This is a genomic window from Hahella sp. NBU794, from assembly GCF_050749805.1.
Lineage (GTDB): Bacteria > Pseudomonadota > Gammaproteobacteria > Pseudomonadales > Oleiphilaceae > Hahella.
In genome coordinates, this window is the sequence record NZ_CP192738.1 from 6,504,182 (window position 1) to 6,522,970 (window position 18,789).

Annotated in this window: 16 protein-coding genes; 6 read left to right on the forward strand and 10 right to left on the reverse strand. The window is 53.8% G+C overall.

What is annotated here, in order from left to right; genetic code table 11:
- The first annotated feature begins 10 nt into the window (after positions 1-10).
- Complete coding sequence (locus ACQYWX_RS28645; RefSeq protein ID WP_279501359.1) at positions 11-499, forward strand: type II toxin-antitoxin system YafO family toxin; 489 nt, start codon at positions 11-13, stop codon at positions 497-499.
- Positions 493-951: a hypothetical protein gene (locus ACQYWX_RS28650; protein WP_011400235.1), complete on the forward strand. Its 459-nt coding sequence runs from the start codon at positions 493-495 to the stop codon at positions 949-951. Before ACQYWX_RS28645 ends, ACQYWX_RS28650 begins: the two co-directional genes overlap by 7 nt.
- 187 nt (positions 952-1,138) lie before the next feature.
- On the opposite strand, the gene ACQYWX_RS28655 is transcribed toward ACQYWX_RS28650, so the two are convergent.
- From ACQYWX_RS28655 to ACQYWX_RS28690, 8 genes are all read right to left on the reverse strand, one after another.
- On the reverse strand, positions 1,139-1,579 hold the full coding sequence (locus tag ACQYWX_RS28655; protein ID WP_431687173.1) for a JAB domain-containing protein: 441 nt from the start codon (positions 1,577-1,579) through the stop codon (positions 1,139-1,141).
- Between the two features lie 113 nt (positions 1,580-1,692).
- Positions 1,693-4,002 (reverse strand): hypothetical protein, encoded by a 2,310-nt coding sequence (locus tag ACQYWX_RS28660; RefSeq protein ID WP_431687174.1) that lies wholly within the window; start codon positions 4,000-4,002, stop codon positions 1,693-1,695.
- A 26-nt stretch (positions 4,003-4,028) separates the two neighbouring features.
- Positions 4,029-7,100, reverse strand: coding sequence for a hypothetical protein (locus ACQYWX_RS28665; protein ID WP_431687175.1), 3,072 nt, complete (start codon positions 7,098-7,100; stop codon positions 4,029-4,031).
- A gap of 278 nt (positions 7,101-7,378) precedes the next feature.
- Positions 7,379-7,936, reverse strand: coding sequence for a hypothetical protein (locus ACQYWX_RS28670; RefSeq protein WP_279501353.1), 558 nt, complete (start codon positions 7,934-7,936; stop codon positions 7,379-7,381).
- A 36-nt stretch (positions 7,937-7,972) separates the two neighbouring features.
- Positions 7,973-8,320, reverse strand: a complete 348-nt coding sequence (locus tag ACQYWX_RS28675) for a GFA family protein (protein ID WP_279501351.1) — start codon at positions 8,318-8,320, stop codon at positions 7,973-7,975.
- Positions 8,321-8,356: 36 nt separating this feature from the next.
- A complete protein-coding gene (locus ACQYWX_RS28680) occupies positions 8,357-8,716 on the reverse strand; it encodes a hypothetical protein (RefSeq protein ID WP_279501349.1) in 360 nt (119 codons plus the stop codon).
- A gap of 130 nt (positions 8,717-8,846) precedes the next feature.
- On the reverse strand, positions 8,847-11,354 hold the full coding sequence (locus ACQYWX_RS28685; RefSeq protein WP_431687176.1) for an ExeM/NucH family extracellular endonuclease: 2,508 nt from the start codon (positions 11,352-11,354) through the stop codon (positions 8,847-8,849).
- Between the two features lie 376 nt (positions 11,355-11,730).
- On the reverse strand, positions 11,731-12,651 hold the full coding sequence (locus ACQYWX_RS28690; RefSeq protein ID WP_431687177.1) for a histone deacetylase family protein: 921 nt from the start codon (positions 12,649-12,651) through the stop codon (positions 11,731-11,733).
- Positions 12,652-12,759: 108 nt separating this feature from the next.
- Between ACQYWX_RS28690 and trxC the strand changes: the two genes are divergently transcribed.
- From trxC to ACQYWX_RS28705, 3 genes are all read left to right on the forward strand, one after another.
- Positions 12,760-13,194 carry a thioredoxin TrxC gene (gene trxC / locus ACQYWX_RS28695; RefSeq protein ID WP_431687178.1) on the forward strand — a complete coding sequence of 145 codons (435 nt, stop codon included), beginning with the start codon at positions 12,760-12,762 and terminating at the stop codon, positions 13,192-13,194.
- 383 nt (positions 13,195-13,577) lie between these two features.
- Complete coding sequence (locus ACQYWX_RS28700; RefSeq protein ID WP_216739296.1) at positions 13,578-13,991, forward strand: carboxypeptidase-like regulatory domain-containing protein; 414 nt, start codon at positions 13,578-13,580, stop codon at positions 13,989-13,991.
- A 44-nt stretch (positions 13,992-14,035) separates the two neighbouring features.
- Positions 14,036-15,193 (forward strand): lipase family protein, encoded by a 1,158-nt coding sequence (locus tag ACQYWX_RS28705; protein ID WP_431687179.1) that lies wholly within the window; start codon positions 14,036-14,038, stop codon positions 15,191-15,193.
- On the opposite strand, the gene ACQYWX_RS28710 is transcribed toward ACQYWX_RS28705, so the two are convergent.
- Positions 15,190-15,543 carry a hypothetical protein gene (locus ACQYWX_RS28710; RefSeq protein WP_431687180.1) on the reverse strand — a complete coding sequence of 118 codons (354 nt, stop codon included), beginning with the start codon at positions 15,541-15,543 and terminating at the stop codon, positions 15,190-15,192. The two genes, ACQYWX_RS28705 and ACQYWX_RS28710, sit on opposite strands and share 4 nt — an antisense overlap.
- Before the next feature lie 217 nt (positions 15,544-15,760).
- On the opposite strand from ACQYWX_RS28710, the gene ACQYWX_RS28715 reads away from it, so the two are divergent.
- The gene (locus ACQYWX_RS28715; protein WP_431687181.1) at positions 15,761-16,660 is read left to right on the forward strand and encodes a carbohydrate kinase family protein; all 900 of its coding nucleotides are present in this window, start codon (positions 15,761-15,763) and stop codon (positions 16,658-16,660) included.
- Here the strand turns inward: ACQYWX_RS28715 and ACQYWX_RS28720 are convergent.
- Positions 16,651-18,678: a TonB-dependent receptor domain-containing protein gene (locus ACQYWX_RS28720; protein ID WP_431687182.1), complete on the reverse strand. Its 2,028-nt coding sequence runs from the start codon at positions 18,676-18,678 to the stop codon at positions 16,651-16,653. The genes ACQYWX_RS28715 and ACQYWX_RS28720 overlap by 10 nt on opposite strands.
- Between the last annotated feature and the right edge of the window lie 111 nt (positions 18,679-18,789).

Sequence of the window (18,789 nt, forward strand, 5' to 3'; positions counted from 1 at the left end):
GAAGTAATTGATGAGCAAGGCTAAAAAGGTTTGGCTTAGTCCACAGATAAAGAGCCAGTTCCAAGCAATTCCAGAGCTTCAAGACTTAATAAGGGATTTTATCGAGTACAAGAAAGAAAACTTAAAATTCAATGACACAAATAACTATATAAACATTAGATATCTTATCGGGAGGGATGTCCCTTATGACAAAGACCCTCTTAAGCTAGAAGATACATACCACGCACATATTCTAGAAAAAGGCTCTCCCTCGCATCTGAAGGCGACAAGAAGATACAACGTTAACAAACAAGTAGACTGGACAAGCAATTACGCCCTAGTATACTGCACGCTTTGGTCAGAAGATAAACTTCCACATAAAGAAAGAAGCGCATTTGGAATACTGGATTTCTGGCTTGATGCGCATGGCCAGCTCAATACAAATTCTAAATTTAGACTTCAAGAAATGGTTGATGAGTTTGAAAGAGCGGTAAATAAAGGAGAGACAATGCTATGGTAGCTTCAAATAGTGAAGTCAATTGGCGCCAGGGCGCTCCAGAAAAAGGCGGTATTTATTATGTCTCCGCCATCCAGTACCCAGCAGGCACTGTTTACGATGTTCTCTTTTGGCAGGTTGATCCAAGTGGAGATAGTTACTGGGTGCCCTTCGACTCCAAAATCGCCAAGGTAGTCGGCTTCATACCCGTTTCTGAAGTCATAGGCGCCTTCACTGGTGTTCTAGATCCTTCTGATGGTTCTAAAGTTCCAGACGCCATTATCCAATGGCAATATGGCGAGCCAGATCGCACAAAACCTTGTCTTGCCGCCCTTCGCTATATGTACGACGTGATGACCTGGGATGAGGAGTTTGGATGGAGCGTTCCTTTGGAGCACTGCGACGCTTATATTCCCTTGGATGAGTTTTTAACGAAAGTCGCCGATCTCCTGCCTTTTGAAGATAAGAACCAGTAACATACGCACAATGTTGGATGGCGCTTCGCTTATCCAACCTACAGTTATTGCCATACGCCCAGTTGCTTCCCTGGGCGCACGCCACGCATTCTTAACAGAACATCTCTATCACTGACGCCGCCGAATTTTCGTAGGTTGGAAAAGCGCAGCGCCTTCCAACATTCGGAGTAGCTCAAATCCCCCTCCCCTACAAAATCCCATTCTCCACAAAACTAAACTCCTCCATCCCTCCAATAATCACATGGTCCAGCACTCGTACTTCCAATAGGTCGAGGGTGCGTTTCACTTCTCGGGTGAGGCGGATGTCTCTTTGGCTTGGGCGGGCGTTTTGTGAGGGGTGGTTGTGGGCGAAGATGACGGCGGCGGCGTTGAGTGAAAGCGCCTTTTTGGCGATTTCGCGGGTGTGGACGGTGGATTCGTTGTAGGTGCCCCGGAACATCAGATCGAATTCGATAACGCGGTGCTGGTTATCCAGAAACAACACGCCGAAGGCTTCGTGTTGGAGTTCAGCCAGATTCAGTTTCAGGTAGTCGTAGGCGAAGCGGGGGCTGGCGATCACTGCGCCGGGCTCGCGCAGGCGGGCGGCCAGGATGGTCAGTGCTTGTTTGATAATGCGATTGCCCTTCATTTGATTTGCTCCATTGGGGCTGGGAAGTGGTTTGGAGCAAATTTACCTCAAGGCTTTGTTCACATGTGAACACTTTTATAGTTTTCCCATCAAGCAAATATCAATTGGCAGCTCTATGTGTTAGATGGCCTTGATTTTTTTGTAGATATATACTTATCAAGAGACTGAATTATATCTTCTACGCCTCCTTGCTCTTCAAGAGTTTTTATCAAAAGATTTACTATTGGCTTTTCATAACTTTCATCTTCAAATATATCTATAACATCATCAAAACTATAATCCACATCCCTATCTTTATAGTGTTTTCTAATATCCAATAATATATCCGTTAACGGATTAGAAAAATCTCTCTCGTGAGAATGCCGATCTTCTTCTTTATAGTTAAATGTTCTCTCCTTAATCTCAACCAGTTGTCTAGCGATAGGGATCTCTCCAATATCATCCCTATCAAAGTATAGAGAAATAATATCGAAAAAGCTGTTAAACTTGCTTGACGTATTGAAGTCTTCGTCGATCAAAGAAGCAATGTTCATCCCTACATTTTCAGGATCTACTTTAAAATTCATGACATATATATGATCAACAAACTTAGAAGGCACGTAAAGATGCCATGAGGAAAGTTTGTTGCTTTGATAAACTATATCCCTGAGATATTGAAAAGAGGAATCCCATGTTATTAGAAACGGCTCACTATATACACCAGACTCATTTATAAATCTATCTTCTTGGCCAAGCAATACTGCCGTTCTAACATCACTCACTATTGCGTTCATTGTCTTCCTATATCTATTAGATGCCAAGTCAAGTTCATATTCTCTCTTTATTGAAAACAATTCAGGGTATTGAGGATGACTTTCCACCTTCAGGTTGGTCATATCAAGAATTTCCATAAGCCTTCTGCTAGCCTGCGACTCAAACTGGGTCCAACTTAGTCCAGCTATATCGACGCCAACAATGTCATCAATAAAGTCAGCTATAGTTGCAAACTCTCTAAATGCACTATCAGCCAAATGAATATAGAAGTTATAAAATACATTTTTTGACGGGCCCAGCTTTTTAACATACTCAAGCTTTGTAAATCTATCTAGCTTTACAGCGGCCCAAAGATGAGAAACACACTCACCAACGTAGTCTTCAGTAGTAAATATATTTATCTTCCCATTACTATTAGCCACACACTCCATCATATTTTTCGTAGCATTATATGACTTATCCGAATAATCATTAAGAGATCTATACTTAACACATATATATCTCAGCAATATTTGCGTATCAAGACATGCAAATATATCCTTCTCCCCAATATATCTATCAAGCTTATTATTCTGAAACAGACTCGCATACAGAGAAGAAGCAGAGACTTTAGAGAAATAGTCATTCTTTCTTGAGGCATCAATCAAGCTATATATAACTCGATGCTTACTGTCAACACATACACCTTTCTTATCAAAAAATTCCTCTAACTCTTTAAAAAGTCCTTTAATATCTTTTTCATAAGTTGATAGTTTGTGATTAAGCTCATCTGCCTCCGCACCAAACCCAACTTGATAGATCTTTCTTATGAGCATAAAAACATCATCTACAAGCTCAGAACAACCATACTCATTCAATATCACTTCAAACTCTGATATAACTTCATTTTCTTTCACGTTAACAACTGTAAGTATATTATCAAGTCGCTTCCCTTCTTCTTCTGAAGTACAATACTCACCTCTTTCCTTGTTTTTTATAATTCTCTTATTAGTAAGCAAATTTGAAACTTGATTTTCGATTAGCCTCCTTTCCATATCAACGCCAATACCACTAGCAATACCCTTGACTATATCGTCTAATGTTGAGCCAGGGTTGTCTTGAAGAAAAGACAATATATAAAATTGAACAAACCTTTTTTTTACCTCAACAGAATCTTTGCTCAAGGCCAAATAATCAAATATAACCTTCTCTTCTTTAGTAACTCTCGTTGAGTAGCTAACTTTTACATCGTGAAGCTTATACACAAAAGGTTTAAGCCCTTCGAACACAGAGCAATCTTCTGCCATTTTCCAACCATCAATTATACTAAGATTTACCCCATATTTTATTTCAGCTTCAGACTCGAGTTTATTTTGATGCAATTTTGTAACCTTATATGGACAATAAAACTGCATTTCTCTCATATACGAAAAATTATCAATATTTTCAGAAGCCTTACCCAAATCCTTTAATAATTTTGTGTCAAACTGCCTCTCCTGCACTGTTATTTGAACATTCCTTTTTATTTCCTTCTCATTCACTCTTACCACCAAGTCAATCCCACCATCATAAGGCCCATCAACTAAATTCACATCCCATGTAGAATATTTCAGCCTATTATATTCTTTCACCAATTGCTTAAAATTATCTTCGCCTAATGACTTAATTAACTTATATACTTCTTCAGTCATAGCCATTACTCTCTTATATATTTAACTCATCTATTAAGACTACCTTCAGCGCTCTTCAACACCAACTTCCAGTTCTCCATCTGGGTTCCTTCCAGGTTCAGTCTGCTGACCATGTAGTACAGACGCTGTGTGGCCGCGCCGTTGGGGGCGGTGGTGAAGCGTTGTTTTAGCCAGTAGGGGGGGATGGATTGGTAGTAGAGGGTGGCTTTTACGCTGAGGGCGCTGGTGTTGACGCCGGATGGCAGGGTGACTTTGTAGGTGAGTGCGTCCTGGCCTTTGAAGCCGGGGCCCTGGTCCTGGTAGTCCGGGTCGTCGCCGACGCCGTGGGGGTCGGTGGAGGCCATGAATTGCTCCATCACCTGCCCTTCGGGTTTGAACACAGTGGAAACGCGCCAGCCTTTGGGTAGCAGGCGGTTGTCTTTGGGGCTATAGACGCGGTGGACGAAGCTGGTGGTGAATTCGTGTTGCGCGTTCTGGTTCAGCTCTTCGTAGATCTGCACCTGATTCTCACGGGTGATCAGCTGATAGTGCGGCTGATAGGCGTCCGGACTGGGCAGGAACTCGGTTTTCAGGGGGATGCCTTTGCCGTCCACGATCACGCCAACGGAGTTGGTGCGGCCGGAGCCCCACACCACTTTGTCGCCGTCCATCACCAGAAACTCCAGGAAGGCGCGACGGAAGGCCACACCGCTGGGGAAGCGGTGGCCGGTTTTGTTGGTGAGGGTGACGTTGGCGGTGAGTACGCCGTTGCTGACGCCCTCCACTTTCACGTCGATATCCACGGTCTCCTTCTGCGCCTGCAGAATCATATTGTCGATGGCCAGATCCACGCCGTTGTCAGCGCCGGTCATGTAGTCGGTTTTATCCACGCCGAGAATGTCCGGAAACTGGTCAAACATCTCCAGCAGGAACACGTTCAGACCTACATGTTCGTGACGGTTGTAGTCCGGACGCAGGGGGATATCGATGTCTTCCAGCGGCAGGGTGTGCTCTGCGGCTGGATAGTTGGCGTCCTGAATCGTGGCGACCTGGGTGACGAGCTGATCAATATCGATGCTGCCGTCCAGAGTTTCAAATCCGCCGGGCATATGGCAACCCTGACAGCTCTTGAAGTCGGAGTTGGGGTCGTTTTCACCTTGGGCGAAAGCGCTGTTCTGCCATTCCAGGAAGGTAGCCTGCTCGATGGTATGAGAGTAATCCTTAAACGCCGGATTGGTTTCGGCGGCGTCCAGCACCGGGTAGGGATTCTGGGTCATGCCGATATTGGGCAGGTTGATGGTGTGGCAGGTGCCGCACATCTGCGAATCCTTCATGAAGCCATTGTGCACGGGCTTCACGCCCAGCACGTCTTCCATGGGGCGGGTGGACACGTCCTTAAACGGGCCGTAATACTCATCATCCGGCCCGCGTTCAAAGCGCCCGGTGGAATTGTGGAACAGGCCAAACGCCAGTTCTTTCGGGGTCAGGGGCGTCAGCCAGTCGGGATTGGTGGGATTCCAGCTCGACACCTGCTCAGCGGAAGGCTCGTTGATGTGATGACACACCACGCAGCTAATGCCTTCCCGCGCCAGCTCGCCATATTTGTGATAGGCGTAGTCCGCGGGTTTCGGCTCCGCTGCGGAGAGCACCTGAGTGAGATAGAAATAATCCACCTTGAAGTTGGGATCTAGGGCCGGATCAACCGCAGCGTCGATTTCCAACTGACGCTGCCCCATGGCGCCGTGGCAGCTCAGGCAGGTGTTGGTGATGGCGGTTTGCGTATCGGCGACGCTGCCTTTCAAGGGCGTGGGGGTCATCATTCCGTCCGCCGCCACATACGCCATTTCGCTTTCCAACTGCGCATGGAAAATGGGATCGCGTCCGGCCAGCCCCATGGGCGACCAACGCCACTCCCCGTACTCGGAGACATTAAAGCCTTCGCCGTAATTAGGACCGGTCTGCAGAAACATGGTGACGCCATATGGCAATCCGCCCAGGCCGCCATGACAACCCAGGCAGTTACTGGAGGTGATGAACGCTTCCGCGCCATCGGGACCGGGCACCACATGGTCGGCCCACTGCGACGGGAAAGGTCTCACCTTTAGATAGACGCTGCGCGCCAACTCCGGAAACTGCTTCAGGAACGCGCTGTTCGGATTAGGCAGGGCTTCGTTCTTCATCGGCAGCGCGGAGAGCTCCGCCTGCCCCATATGATGGCTGAGGAAGGCCTGCAGACCGGGTACTTCAGAGTCTTCCCAGGGGCGTTGCAATTCAGGAATTTCAAACACCGACTGGGCGTAGGGATCGTCTTTCAACAAAGACAGGGGGTAACTGCTCAGATGATCGGGACTGCGCCAGGACGTATCGACGAAAAAGCGCAGGGGATATTCTTCCGGCAAGAAGCCTTCAACATTGCGCAGCGCGCTGAAGGTGAACATATTTTCCGCCGAACCGTGACAGCGCAGGCAGGGCGCGCCGAAACTGGAGTACGGCGCGTGACTGTAGTTGTCCAATTGGCTGTCCACCGCTTCCGCAATGGTCTGCCCTTCTCCCGCGCCGCTGGGCCCCGCCCAGAACCAGCCATCCTTGGAGCCGGCTTTATCACGGACCATCACCGACCAGGCGGTGAGCAGCTTGCCGAGCATGGCTTCATAGGCGTCGGGGTCGGCCTGATATTTGGGGTCTTTGGCGAGATCCTGATAGAGCACACCGGGCGCGGTGTACATCTCCTTGACGATCATGGCTCCGTCAGGGATATCGCCCTGGCGGCCGCCTTCCAGCCAGCGCATGACCTCCGGCGAGTAGAAGATGCGTACGGCGGGGTGGGTGCCGAAATATTCGTTGCGGATGAAGGGACCGGTGTCGCGCACGCCCTTGTCGTGCTTCCAGCCGAGCTTTTTGTAATCGAATTTCAGTAGCCAGGTGTAGAGGACTTTTTCATAGTCCCGCAGAGGCATGCTGGTGGGTAACGGGAGATCGGCGGGTTGACCGTCGGACTGACTGGCGGATTGCGACCTGGGCGGGGAGCTGGCTCCCGACTCCGGCGTACGACAGCTGGTGAGCAGCAACGACAGGCAAACAGAAACGCCGCCGACGAGGGTCAGAACATCCTTACGCATAGCAACCTCCTCGCTATGTGAGCGCAACGCGACGGTCAACGCCGACGTCACGGCTCCTTTGCACCCATGGCAAACACTTTTTATCCCGACAACGCGCCGTTGCGGGGCCAGTCGCGCTTCATCCGATGCATCCCCCCTCCAGGATGTCGGCGACCTGACATTACAAAAGTTTTAGACCAAGTTTGAGATTACGCAAGGCGGGAGATAACGGGGAAAAGGTGGGGAGGCCCCGCCGCGCAGAGCGATGAAAATGCGCGGCGAACGGCCTGGGGAGGCGTTTACTCGTAGTCGACGGCGGACGGATTTCTTTCGAAATAGCGTTTGTAGAAATTTATGTAGTTGTTGTTGACTTTCATGGCGGTGATTTCGTCATAGCCCAGTTCCGTCGCTTCGTCGTCCCACAGTCCTTCACCGTCGAAGCCGTTGGCGAGCACGTAGTCGTCGCTCACTTCCGCCAGTTTACCCATCAGGAACATGGGGTCCTGGGGATTTTCGTCTTCCAGAATCAGGTAATCATAGCGTTGTCCGAGGGTGGACAAGGTCGTGCGCCAGTTGCTCAGGTCGCATTGGATGTCGAACTCCACCTTCTCGTAGAGCCCCTCTTCCTTCAGCATTTGCGTTTGCAGGATGTTGATTGCGCCCATGTAGACGTCGGTGATGTCGCCCATGCGAATCACCATCAAACCGTCGAGATTGAAGTCATACACGTACTGCAACAGCACCAGCTCATCGGAGTAATCCAGCACGAACGCCTGCAGGCAGTTTTCGTCCACTTCGTCCCGCTCGATGGAGACCAGGGTTCCGTTTTCTTTGGCTTCTTTGATTTCTTCCAGCATAAGTTTTCTCAATGTTAGCGAGGACAGGCGCGTGAGTTATTTCGAGCGCCCGTCGTAGTGATTCACTTTTAACGCGTCCAGATCCACCCCTTCCAGACAGCGGGCGTTAATCGCCGCCATCTTGGCGCCGGAGGGGTCGGTTCCCTCTCCGAAGGGATGAATGCCGCAGGTAGGGCAAAACCGATGCTGGATAACGTGTGTGTTGAAGGTATAGGTGCTCATGGCGTTCTCCCCGGACGTCAGCGTCAACTGCGACCGCGGCACAAACCACAACAACGACCCTTTACGGGAACAAATGGAACAATTACACGCCAAAACTTCCGTCAGTTGGCCTTCGACTTCAAACGCGATATTGCCGCAATGGCAGCTGCCCTTGTAGTTCATAGTGGCTCCTTGGGTTGTGTTGCGATCAATCTCTATTCAGTTATCCAGCCAGACGTTGCGCAACGCCCGGATGTATACGGAATGAGGCTCGTCTTCGTCCACATAAAGAAGGCCATCCTCCTGCAAAACGCCTTCCTGAACAAGTGTTGCGATGACAGCGTCGGTGCGATCGGGATAGGCGAGATAATCTTTACGCTGACCGGAGCGAAACGGCCAGTCGTCATAGGTGTCGGAAACAAACTGAATGTCGTCGCCGATGTTATTCATCAGATACCAGCACACCATGGTCGCCGAGACGGGATGGCCGACGATTTCATTTTGCGTACTGACGGGAAGATGGGCGAACGTGATGCGTTCTTTCTTGGTCTGGTTGATAAGTTCGTAACCGACGGACATAGGCGCTCTCGTAAAGATTGTTCTGGCAGGCGGAGCTTCCCCCACCCCGCTTCCGCAGAAGACGAGGAGGAGGAAAGCTGTTTCAGCGCATCGCGCCGACGCTTAGCCTAACAATCCAGGCGCATGCCGACTACAGCAAGCGCAGGAAGGCGAACACGTCCAGGAAGCTGATGCGGCCGTCTTCGTTCAGATCGTACTGACGGTTGTCGTCATTGACCGGACGGAACAGTTGCTTCAGCAGCATCAACAGGTCGCGGCCGTCTACGTCGCCATCGCCATCGAAGTCGCCTTTCACTTCCTCTTTGACGCCATCGAGACTGATTTCCACGATGACCGGGTCATGGTCGGAAGAGCGATACGCATCCGGGCTGTACAGGTTCAGCACCTGAGCGTCGGTTTTGAACTCCACGTTGTAGTCCAGCACCTTCGGCTCATCGCCGTTGATGTGCCATTCGGAAACGCCAACCACTTGCGGAGCGAGCGAGGCGCTGGCCAAAGCGTGATCCAGATAGCCGGTTTCACCGGAGAAAACATAGGAATACGCTTCGTCGCCGATCAGTTCCGCAGGCATGTTGTGATAGCCCTGCGCCTGCAGCGCCGTGATGGGGTCTTCCTTGGCGTAGGCGTTAAGGTCGCCGATGATCAGCACGTCCGCGTCTTCGGCGCCGGTAGGATCGCTCGCCAGCCAGTCCGCCAGCGCCACCGCGGCTTCGCTACGCTTGGCGTTGTAACAGCCCTGGCCGTCGCCTTGATCCTGGTTGTCGCCTTCCGCGTTGGAGCAGCCTTTGGATTTGAAGTGGTTGACCACCACCGTGATCTTGCCGTCGTTGTCGTTCAGGCTGAACGTCTGCGCCAGAGGCTGACGGTTGAAGTCATCGAACGGATAGCTGCTCAAGGTCTTGGCGGCGCCGGCAGGCGTCACTTTGTCGGCCCTGTAGATCATGCCCACTGCGATTGCGTCGCCGCCCAGGGACGACAGCCCCGGATTGACGATGGCGTAATTGCCGCCCGCCGCATTCAGACGGTTGACCAGATCCTGAATTGCGGAGTCTGCGCCATAGCCGTCGTTTTCAATCTCCATCAGCCCCACAACATCCGCGTCCATGGCCATTAAGGCCGCCACGGTTTTCGCCGCCTGACGCTCCAGCTCTTCCGCTGTGGAAGCGCCGCGAGCCGTCGGGAAGCCACCGCCCTGGCCATCGCCATTGAAGAAGTTGAGCACGTTGAAACTGGCCACTTTCAGGTTGCCAGCGCCCGTGGTCGCAGGCGCCTCAGTGCGGGGATTTTCCGCCACAAACGCTGGCGAAACGGTGGGATACATGCGGTATACGGAGAAGCTGTAACTGATGACGCCGGTGATTTCGTTCACCTTGTCGCCCACACGCAGTGTGTTCAGCGCGCTCAGTTCCGGCGCGGGGAATGGAATCACCGCCGGATTCTGTTTGGTGCTGCCGTCGTCCAACACCAGCTGGTTCAGGGCGTTGGCCGCCGCCACCGCCGCCGCAGCTTCTCCCGGAGTCGCTAAATGCGTAGGGATATAACGACGGCCATTACCCAGCAAGACCTCGCCGTAGCGGCCCAGGTTGTAGACTTCGTTGACAGTCCAGGGCTGCGCGGAAGTCACCAGCATTCCTTCCACTTTCTCCAGCGCGTCGGCGCTGTCCAAAGGCAGGGACACCTGCGCCGGAGTCACCCGGTTGTCGCCGCCACACACTTTGATCGCCTGCACCGCGTTGACTTCCGTCAGGTCATGGTATTCGGTCACCGTGCCCAGCACCCGCACCTTCTGGCCCACGCTCACGTCCAGCACAGAAGCGTCCGCGTACACCAACACGCCTTCAGAGGTCTTGTCGTTGCCGTCCTGATCCGCGTCTTCTTCCTGTACGAAGAAGCCCTTCTGTTCATCCGCGCCTTGCAGGTCCGCGGTCACGACCGCTTCCAGCACTACCTGCTGGCCGTTCAATGGCGAACTGGCGCCGTCGCCCTGAATCGCGCTGATCAAAGTCGCGGGATCGCCGCACTCGCCGATTTCACCTGGCTCGCCGCCCGGATCGGTGGGACCGTCGCCATAAGCGCCCAGGCCGTCAAAGGTGTCGTTGGGATAACCGTCCCATTGCAGGGTGGGATCGTAGGCGTCGTAGGGATCGCTGTCCCCGGCTTCCACGTCGGATTTGCGACGCATCGTGTTGTTGGCGGTGCTGACGTCGCCTGCGCCCCACTCACTGCCGGGGTCCACGCCGATCTGGCCAATAGAGTCCACCGCCGCGCCGCCTTTCAGCAACAGGATGGCGTCATCGCCGTTGAAAAAGCCGCCGCCGCTGGTTAGATCCGCCTGCGCCAGAATCGCCGGATCGGCGCTGCTGTGGGCGATGACGTAGACGTCTCCCGCCGCCAGGGTTCCACTGAGATTCAACGTCACGCCTGCACTGGAGGAGCCGTTAAAATACATCTGCACTTCATAAGCGCTCAGGTCAACGTCGGCGCTGGTTCCGTTATAGATTTCCAATGCTTTGTTGTTGCTGGAGCCTTCCACATACTCAGAGAAAAAGAGGTCCGCCGCTGCGTGGGCCGCGCCGGTATGGAGCATCGCCATACCCAATAACAACGCGGATACCTTGAACCTTGGCTTGGTAGTCATGTTTGTTCCCTTTTTACTTTATTTTTTATCGAGTTATCCCCACCCGTTTTCTCTAACGGGCAGGCTTAGTCTAGCTTATCGGCGGACGGTGATTATGCGATCTGATCCGGATTCCGGATATTTACCTTGAGACGCGGACGCAGATAGTTGCGACCGCCAGGCGCTCCAGCCTGGAAATCATCGAACCGTCGGGGAGGAAGTCGTTTCCGGGAAAACCTGTCTAATGAAACAGGAAACCGGTGACAGGTTTACGCGAAACAGATGACAAAAATGTGACGAACTATCTGCAAAATCAGAGGATTAAGAGAGGTGGGATTAGAGCGGCGGCTGGAAGAAGATAGCGGACGAATAAAACAAAGGACGGCCTGGCCGTCCCCTATAACGCATATTCCTGATAAAGACGGTCCGCCACGCCATGCATGATGCCATGACGGGCGGCCAGACGTTTGCGGTCCTTGTCATAGCCGCCGCCGATCACGCAGGCCACCGGCACATCACGCTCCAGACACTGGCGGATGACATATTCATCCCGCTCCGCGATATCCGCGTCTTTGAGGTGCAAATGTCCCAGCACATCGTCGTAGTGCACATCGACGCCGGCGTCGTACAGCACAAAGTCCGGCTGAGTCAGGTCGAAGATATAAGGCAGCCAATGCTCCATGATCTGCATGTAGGCGCGGCCGTCGGAGCCGCGATCCAGCTCGATATCGAAGTCGCTGTGGGCCTTGCGATAGGGGAAGTTCTGGCGGCAGTGGAACGAGCAGGTAAAGATGTCGGCGTCATCCGTCAGAATGCGCGCGGTGCCGTCGCCCTGATGCACATCGCAGTCGATGATCAGCACCCGCGAGGCTTCCCCCCCGCGCACCAATACCCGCGCCGCCACCGCCAGATCGTTGAACACGCAAAAGCCGCTGCCGTGATCGTAATGCGCATGATGGGTGCCGCCCGCCAGGTGCGCCACCAACCCGTATTTCAGCGCCAGTCGCGCGGTCAGCAAAGTGCCGCCCACCGCCCGGAAAGTCCGCGTGCAGACGCCTTCCGACCAAGGCAAGCCAATCTGGCGCATGTGCTTGGGGGACAATTCTCCGTAACGAAAATCGCGCACGTAATCCGCGCAGTGCGCCAGGGCGATGTCTTCCTGAGTCGCCGCTTCCGGCGCAAACAGATTGGCGTCCGTCAGCACGCCCTCAGCGCGCAGAAACTCCGCCAACAAGCGAAACTTTTCCATGGGAAAACGATGACCGGCGGGAATTTCAGGACTGTATTCAGGGTGATAAACCAGCGGAACCTTTGCCATACAACCAATATCATCTCTTACGGGCGGCGCATGCGCCCAAATCAACTTGAAACACCCTCGTCCTTCCCCCATCTAGCATAGAGTTCAAACATTCAGGGCGATAAAGAAATGAGCGATACATTACAGGTTGTCTGTCCCCATTGCGACACCACCAATCGGGTTCCCGCAGCCAAACTCACCGCCGGCGGCAAATGCGGCCGTTGCAAGCAACCACTGTTCGCTGGACATCCCGTCGCTCTAGGACAGAATAACTTCGGCAAGCACCTGCAGACCAGCGACCTGCCCCTGCTGGTGGACTTCTGGGCGCCCTGGTGCGGCCCCTGCAAAATGTTCGCGCCGATTTTCGAGCAGGCCGCCGCGCAATTGGAGCCTGCAGTACGTTGCGTGAAAGTGGATACGGAGAGCAACTCGCAACTGGCTCAACAATTCCAGATCCGCAGCATCCCCACCCTGGCGATCTTCAAAAAAGGCGTGGAAGTCGCCCGCATTTCCGGCGCACTACAGGGCCCACAACTGGTTCAATGGGTGCGGGAGAATTTGTAAGCCACTCCCTCGCAATTTCACACTTTCCCTTCGCTCCTGTTTTTTGACGGGAGCCTTGTCTCTCCTTTCCAAGCTTAAAAAACCGCCTGTCTAACTATTGATCTAACTGGTCAAAAAATATTTCCTTTTTCATATTTCTGAAAAATCAATCAGTTATATTTTCTCGTAAAAAAATACGGAATATTTTGACGCATTTCATAAAAAGTCAGCGCTTACTATTGCATTGTCCCGCGGGAACGCATATCCAATGTCTGCAGGCTGTTTTATCGCCAGCGCACATTGAGAAACTAAACTAATAAGAAGAACTCAGAGTCGTGACTACCAAAAATATTATCTGGATGGTTGCCGTTCTATCGATATGTCTGTCTAGCAAAGGATGGTCTATGTCTATTTTCGATATCGGAAAGGTCTGTCTCGCTTCGCAAATGTCGGCTGTCGTCACCCTCAACGGCGAACCCATCGCCGGCGCCCAGGTGCAACGTACGCTGACCTGGGGCAATGACGAAAACGCCGTCGAAGAAACTTCCACCGACGCCCAGGGCCGCTTCCAATTTCCCGCATATTATTCCCGCACTGTATCCAAATACTTACCAGGCCAGCCCGTCATTCATCAGAAAATGATCATTCGCCATGACGGTCAGGAATACCTCGCCTGGACGACCAGCAAACTGAATTTCGATGAAGATTCCGAACTCGGCAAGGACGTCAAGATTCGTCTTAAATGCGACCTCGCCGACGAGGAGTCAGTCAAGGAAGGTCGCTCCTATGTAGTCAAGGGCATATGCCAATTGGAATGACCGCATAACCAAAACAAAAGTAGTCATTACAGGGGAAATCAGTCGTGGCAGTTCTAACTCCATCTGAAGCGGCGTACGCTGCAGAGCGTTCGTACCGCATCATTCATGAACGAGACGTCAGTCTTTTCGGTAATAAGCTGGCGGGAAAATTCGCCCTCAACAATGAGTCGCGCTTCGAAGGCGTCGCCGGCGCGTCCATTTTCAAATATCGGTCCGGTTTCGGCCTCGCCGCCCGGGGCGTGAGCGATACCTGTAACGAGTTCCGCGACGACGCATTTATCGTCACCCGCGGCACCGACGCCACCAACTTCCGGGACATACTGACGGACGCGCACACCTCCGTGCAGCGCTCCAGCAGCGGCAACTTCGTACATACCGGATTCAACACCACCTACAAGTCTTTCGAACAGGACATCCGCAAGTTCTTTCAAGGCTACAATCCGCGGCGGGTGCATTGCGTCGGGCACAGCCTGGGCGGCGCATTGGCGTCATTGATTGCGGAGTGGCTGGTGGAAAACAACGTGGCGGAGCCGGTGCTATACACCTTCGGCAGCCCACGGGTAGGCTCATCCGGCTTCGCCTCCAACCTGACCCGCCAGGTGAACGCCGCGAATATTTATCGCGTCGCCCACAGCACCGACCCGGTGCCCTGGGTGCCGACCTGGCCGTTCTATCACGTGCCTAACCCGGGAACGGAATGCTTCATCGATTGCGGGATGAACTTCGCTTCCAAGAACCACCTGATGGACCACTATATTGATTCTGTGGAAGGTAAAACCTGGGAGTCCCTGAAAATCAGACAACCCAGCGCCAGCCTGACGGACGACGTCGAGAAGTGGCTGAAATCAGACGGCCCCATCTCCTTTACCGTGAACTCCTTCAATATGATCAACAAAGCGTTGATCTGGGTATTGAAGAAAGTGCTGCACGGCGTGGGCATTGGCCTCAACGTCGCCCTGGCGGCTGGTCTGACCGTCATGGACCAGTTAGCGATGCTGCTAGATCAGGCGGTGCGCATGGGCAAAGAGATGGCGGGACTAGTGGAGCGTCTGATTCTGAAGATGCTCAATGCGGTGGGTTACGCGATTTCCAAAGTGGAAAGCATCACCGTGAATTTCCTACGCTGGACCCTGAAGGTATTCACCTCCTTCATGTACAACCTGGCCCGCAGAGCGGCGGACGCCGTACGCCTGAGACTCTAGTCCGCCCGCGTCACCGATGCGTCCGTCCCTGTGGACGGGCGCGTTAACGCATACAGGCTGGCGTCCACTTTGCCACTGTTGGCGTAGATGCGCAGGTTACCGCCCATGGCGTTCACTTCCGTATTGGTGGGATTCTGGTACAACGCCGCACGAAACTGAGGGTACTGAATATCTGGGTCGCGCAAGAGCCCGTGACGAAGACAGAACTCGAATAATCCAGGAAGAGAAAACACCAGCTCATCCCCCTCCTCCCGCAGCGCGCCGTCAAACTCCACAATCCAGCCGGACAGGATGGCGTCTCTGTGCAGATATCGGCGAAATACCGCCAAAATGTCAAAAAATAAGGCCATTTTCTCCCCTTTTCTCTCTCATCCTCTCGATGTCCGCTAATGACGCTCAGTTCCTCCCCCGCACTCCTCCGGCGAATCCCTGGCGACGAGGGAGCAGACCTGTCGTTTTTGCGGTTATTCTGCCCAAAACACGGCGGCTATTTTGCCCAAAAGGCGAAGCCTTGTCCGCCAACGAATAATAACTCCATATTCCCTTTTACCTTCAGGCGGTAACCCTATGTCCAAGTCCGTATTGGTCGTCGGCGGCGCATCTTTCAACACTCTGATTCATTTGGATAACTTCCCGCAACCCCAGCCTCAGACCCTGCTCGCCAAAGGCAGCTATCAGGCGGTCGGCGGCACTGGCGCCGGCAAAGCGTTCAACCTTAAACAGTTGGGCATGGATGTGCGTCTGCACATGATTCTCGGCAAAGACGAAGCCGGCCACGCCATTCTGCGGGAATGTCGCCGCCGCGATCTGCCCTGCATCGTCGAACTGATCGATCAACCCACGGAACAGCACACCAACCTGATGGCTGCGGACGGCGGGCGCATTTCCATCTTCACGCATCCTTCCGCGGACGAGGCGCCGCTGCATTGGAGCGATCTGGACCCGGCGCTGAAGCAGTGCGATATCGCCGCCGTCAGCATTCTCAATTACACACGACCGGTTTTGGCGCGAGCGCGGGAGCTGGGCAAACCGCTGTGGATCGATCTGCATGATTACGACGGCGTTAATCCCTATCACGATGAGTTTATTCAAGCGGCGGATGCGTTGTTTCTGTCCAGCGATAATTTTCCGGACTACCGCGTGTTCATGGCGCAACAAGTGGCCGACGGCAAGGACTTTGTCGTCTGCACCCATGGCGCGCGCGGCAGCACGGCGTTGGACGCTGAGGGGAACTGGTATGAGCAGGATATTGCGGAAGGGTTTGAGCTGGTGGACAGCAACGGGGCCGGCGACGCCTTCTTCAGCGGTTTTCTCTACGGCTATTGCCAAGGCTGGGACATGCGCCGCCGTTTGCGGGCGGGAACCCTGGCGGCGGCGTTCTGCATTACGTCCACGCAGTTGGCGTCGGACCTGCTCTCAGCAGCGGCGCTGGAGCAGGACCATCTGTCCGCGCAGGATCAGAACTGAGCTTTCAGTGACAGGTAATAACGGCGGCCGTCTTCATTAATTTCATAGCTCTGCTCGCGATCCACCTGTTTGTCCGCCAGGTTCAGCACGCCGGCGCCGACGGAGAAATAGTCGTTGATCGCGTACAGGGATTGAAGGTCAAAGGTGACGTATTCCTGTAGTTTGATCAGCTCGGAGCCATCCCGGGAAATATAGGCGTACTGCTCGCCCACATAATTGCCGGTCAACCCCAGATCCCACTGGTCATTGACGGACCAACCCAGTTTCACCGTGCCGGAGTGGCGCGGACGATATAGCAGAGGCTTGGCGTCCTGACCGTCGCTGACATCCTTGGCGTCCAGGTAGGTGTAGCTGGCGCGCATATCCAGATCCGTCGTCAGGTTATAGCGGAATGACGCCTCGACGCCTTCCGTCTTTACTTTGCTGACGTTCTGGTAAGCGAATATCGGCCGCCCATCGGGCAGGAAGCCGACAAAGTTGTCGAAGGTCGGGGCCAGGACCGGATCGCGGGTGCGGCTGGAAATGTCGATCATATCCTCGATATCGTTGCGGAAGACAGTAAGCCCGCCGCCCCATTCGGAATAGTCGAAGCGCACGCCGATTTCCTTGCTTTCGCTGGTTTCCGGCTTCAGTTCGTCGGAACCGACGATATAGCATCCCGCCGTGGCGCTGCCACAGGAAGCGGAGCCCCAGTTAGGGCTGTTCTGCAACAGCGTCGGAGCGCGGAACGCCTTGCCCCAGCCGCCTTTCACGCTGATTTCATCGCTCAGCAGATACACCAGATACGCCCGTGGGCTGTTGTGGTTGCCGAAGTTTTCATGGTGATCCAGACGGTTGCCTAAAGTCAGCAACAGATCGTCACGCAGCATGAACTCGTCTTCAATGAACAGCGCCTGTTGTCTGACATCAGTGGAGTCGGATTCGCCGAAGGAATCCGTCCCCGGTCTGCCCGTCAACGTGGAGGGATCTTTCAGTTTTTGATAGCGCGCTTCCGCCCCCAGGGTCAGGGTTTGCGCCCAGGCGTCGATAGGTAACGTCACCCGGCCGTCGATGCTGGCGTTGTGCGCCTTGTTGGGGTTGCTCTGGCCGCCGATGTTGCCAGTGTTGTTCTCGATGCGATCGCCATACAGCTTGATTTCAGTATCGCCGAAGCTCCATTTGCCTTTATGGGTCAGCGCCACGCCGAGGCGGTCGAGATCCTGTTCATCGTGCTCCCGGGAGGAGCTTTCCAGCGCGAGGCTGACACTCTGCGTATCGCTGGCTGCCCAGGTCAGTTCGCCGTTCAGCGCGTGGTTGTCGTTTTTGGCGAAACCATCCAGCGGTTCGCCGCCGCTTTCCGGGTCAGGGTTCACTGCGCCGTCAGCTTCGCGGCGATCCACACTGCCGTAGACCTTCACGCCCAGACTTTTCTCCGCCAACGGGCCGCTGACATAAAAGCCCAGCTTGCGGCTGTCGCCGGCGGCGCTGTCTTCCTGCACAACTGTATCCACCGTAACCGAGCCATGCCACTGCTCGCTCACCGGTTTGGTGATGATGTTAATCACCCCGCCGATAGCGTCGGAGCCATACAGCGAAGACATGGGACCGCGAATCACTTCGACTCTGTCGATGGCTTCGACGGGAATCCAGCCGGTGTCGAAGTCATTGCCGCGAAATACCGCCGAGGTGCTGTCCACGCGACGTCCATCGATCAGCATCAACACATAGGCGCGATCCAGGCCGCGCAGTTGCAGAGTGCGGCGGTTGGCGTTCCCGCTCACAGTGACGCCCTCGATCTCCCCCAATGCATCCACCAGATCATGCACTGGTTTCGCCTGCAGTTCCTCACCACTGATAACACTGACGCTGGCCGGCGCCGTCGCTTCATCCTGGCCTTTACCCGAGGCGGTCACCACCACCGGCTGCAATAACTGGGCGCTCCCCTGCGATTCCGCCGCGGTGGCGGAGGCTGCGGCAAGACCGCAGGTTCCGTACAACGCCAAAGAGCGAACGAGCATACGATGCGAACTGTTTTTCATGACTGCTGTTACCGATAAAAACTGAAATGGAATATTGCGAAGCAAACCGCGCCGGGGCGCGTCTTCGGAGGCGACGTCGGAATGACAGCGGAAATCAGGCGTCCAGAATTG

Excerpts from the sequence above, each read along its gene's own strand:
- ACQYWX_RS28710 (WP_431687180.1), bottom strand. The coding sequence starts at position 15,543 with ATGGCCTTATTTTTTGACATTTTGGCGGTATTTCGCCGATATCTGCAC.
- ACQYWX_RS28685 (WP_431687176.1), bottom strand. The coding sequence starts at position 11,354 with ATGACTACCAAGCCAAGGTTCAAGGTATCCGCGTTGTTATTGGGTATG.
- ACQYWX_RS28700 (WP_216739296.1), top strand. The coding sequence starts at position 13,578 with ATGTCTATTTTCGATATCGGAAAGGTCTGTCTCGCTTCGCAAATGTCG.
- ACQYWX_RS28690 (WP_431687177.1), bottom strand. The coding sequence starts at position 12,651 with ATGGCAAAGGTTCCGCTGGTTTATCACCCTGAATACAGTCCTGAAATT.
- ACQYWX_RS28650 (WP_011400235.1), top strand. The coding sequence starts at position 493 with ATGGTAGCTTCAAATAGTGAAGTCAATTGGCGCCAGGGCGCTCCAGAA.
- ACQYWX_RS28645 (WP_279501359.1), top strand. The coding sequence starts at position 11 with ATGAGCAAGGCTAAAAAGGTTTGGCTTAGTCCACAGATAAAGAGCCAG.
- ACQYWX_RS28655 (WP_431687173.1), bottom strand. The coding sequence starts at position 1,579 with ATGAAGGGCAATCGCATTATCAAACAAGCACTGACCATCCTGGCCGCC.
- trxC (WP_431687178.1), top strand. The coding sequence starts at position 12,760 with ATGAGCGATACATTACAGGTTGTCTGTCCCCATTGCGACACCACCAAT.
- ACQYWX_RS28675 (WP_279501351.1), bottom strand. The coding sequence starts at position 8,320 with ATGAACTACAAGGGCAGCTGCCATTGCGGCAATATCGCGTTTGAAGTC.
- ACQYWX_RS28665 (WP_431687175.1), bottom strand. The coding sequence starts at position 7,100 with ATGCGTAAGGATGTTCTGACCCTCGTCGGCGGCGTTTCTGTTTGCCTG.
- ACQYWX_RS28680 (WP_279501349.1), bottom strand. The coding sequence starts at position 8,716 with ATGTCCGTCGGTTACGAACTTATCAACCAGACCAAGAAAGAACGCATC.
- ACQYWX_RS28720 (WP_431687182.1), bottom strand. The coding sequence starts at position 18,678 with ATGAAAAACAGTTCGCATCGTATGCTCGTTCGCTCTTTGGCGTTGTAC.
- ACQYWX_RS28660 (WP_431687174.1), bottom strand. The coding sequence starts at position 4,002 with ATGACTGAAGAAGTATATAAGTTAATTAAGTCATTAGGCGAAGATAAT.
- ACQYWX_RS28715 (WP_431687181.1), top strand. The coding sequence starts at position 15,761 with ATGTCCAAGTCCGTATTGGTCGTCGGCGGCGCATCTTTCAACACTCTG.
- ACQYWX_RS28670 (WP_279501353.1), bottom strand. The coding sequence starts at position 7,936 with ATGCTGGAAGAAATCAAAGAAGCCAAAGAAAACGGAACCCTGGTCTCC.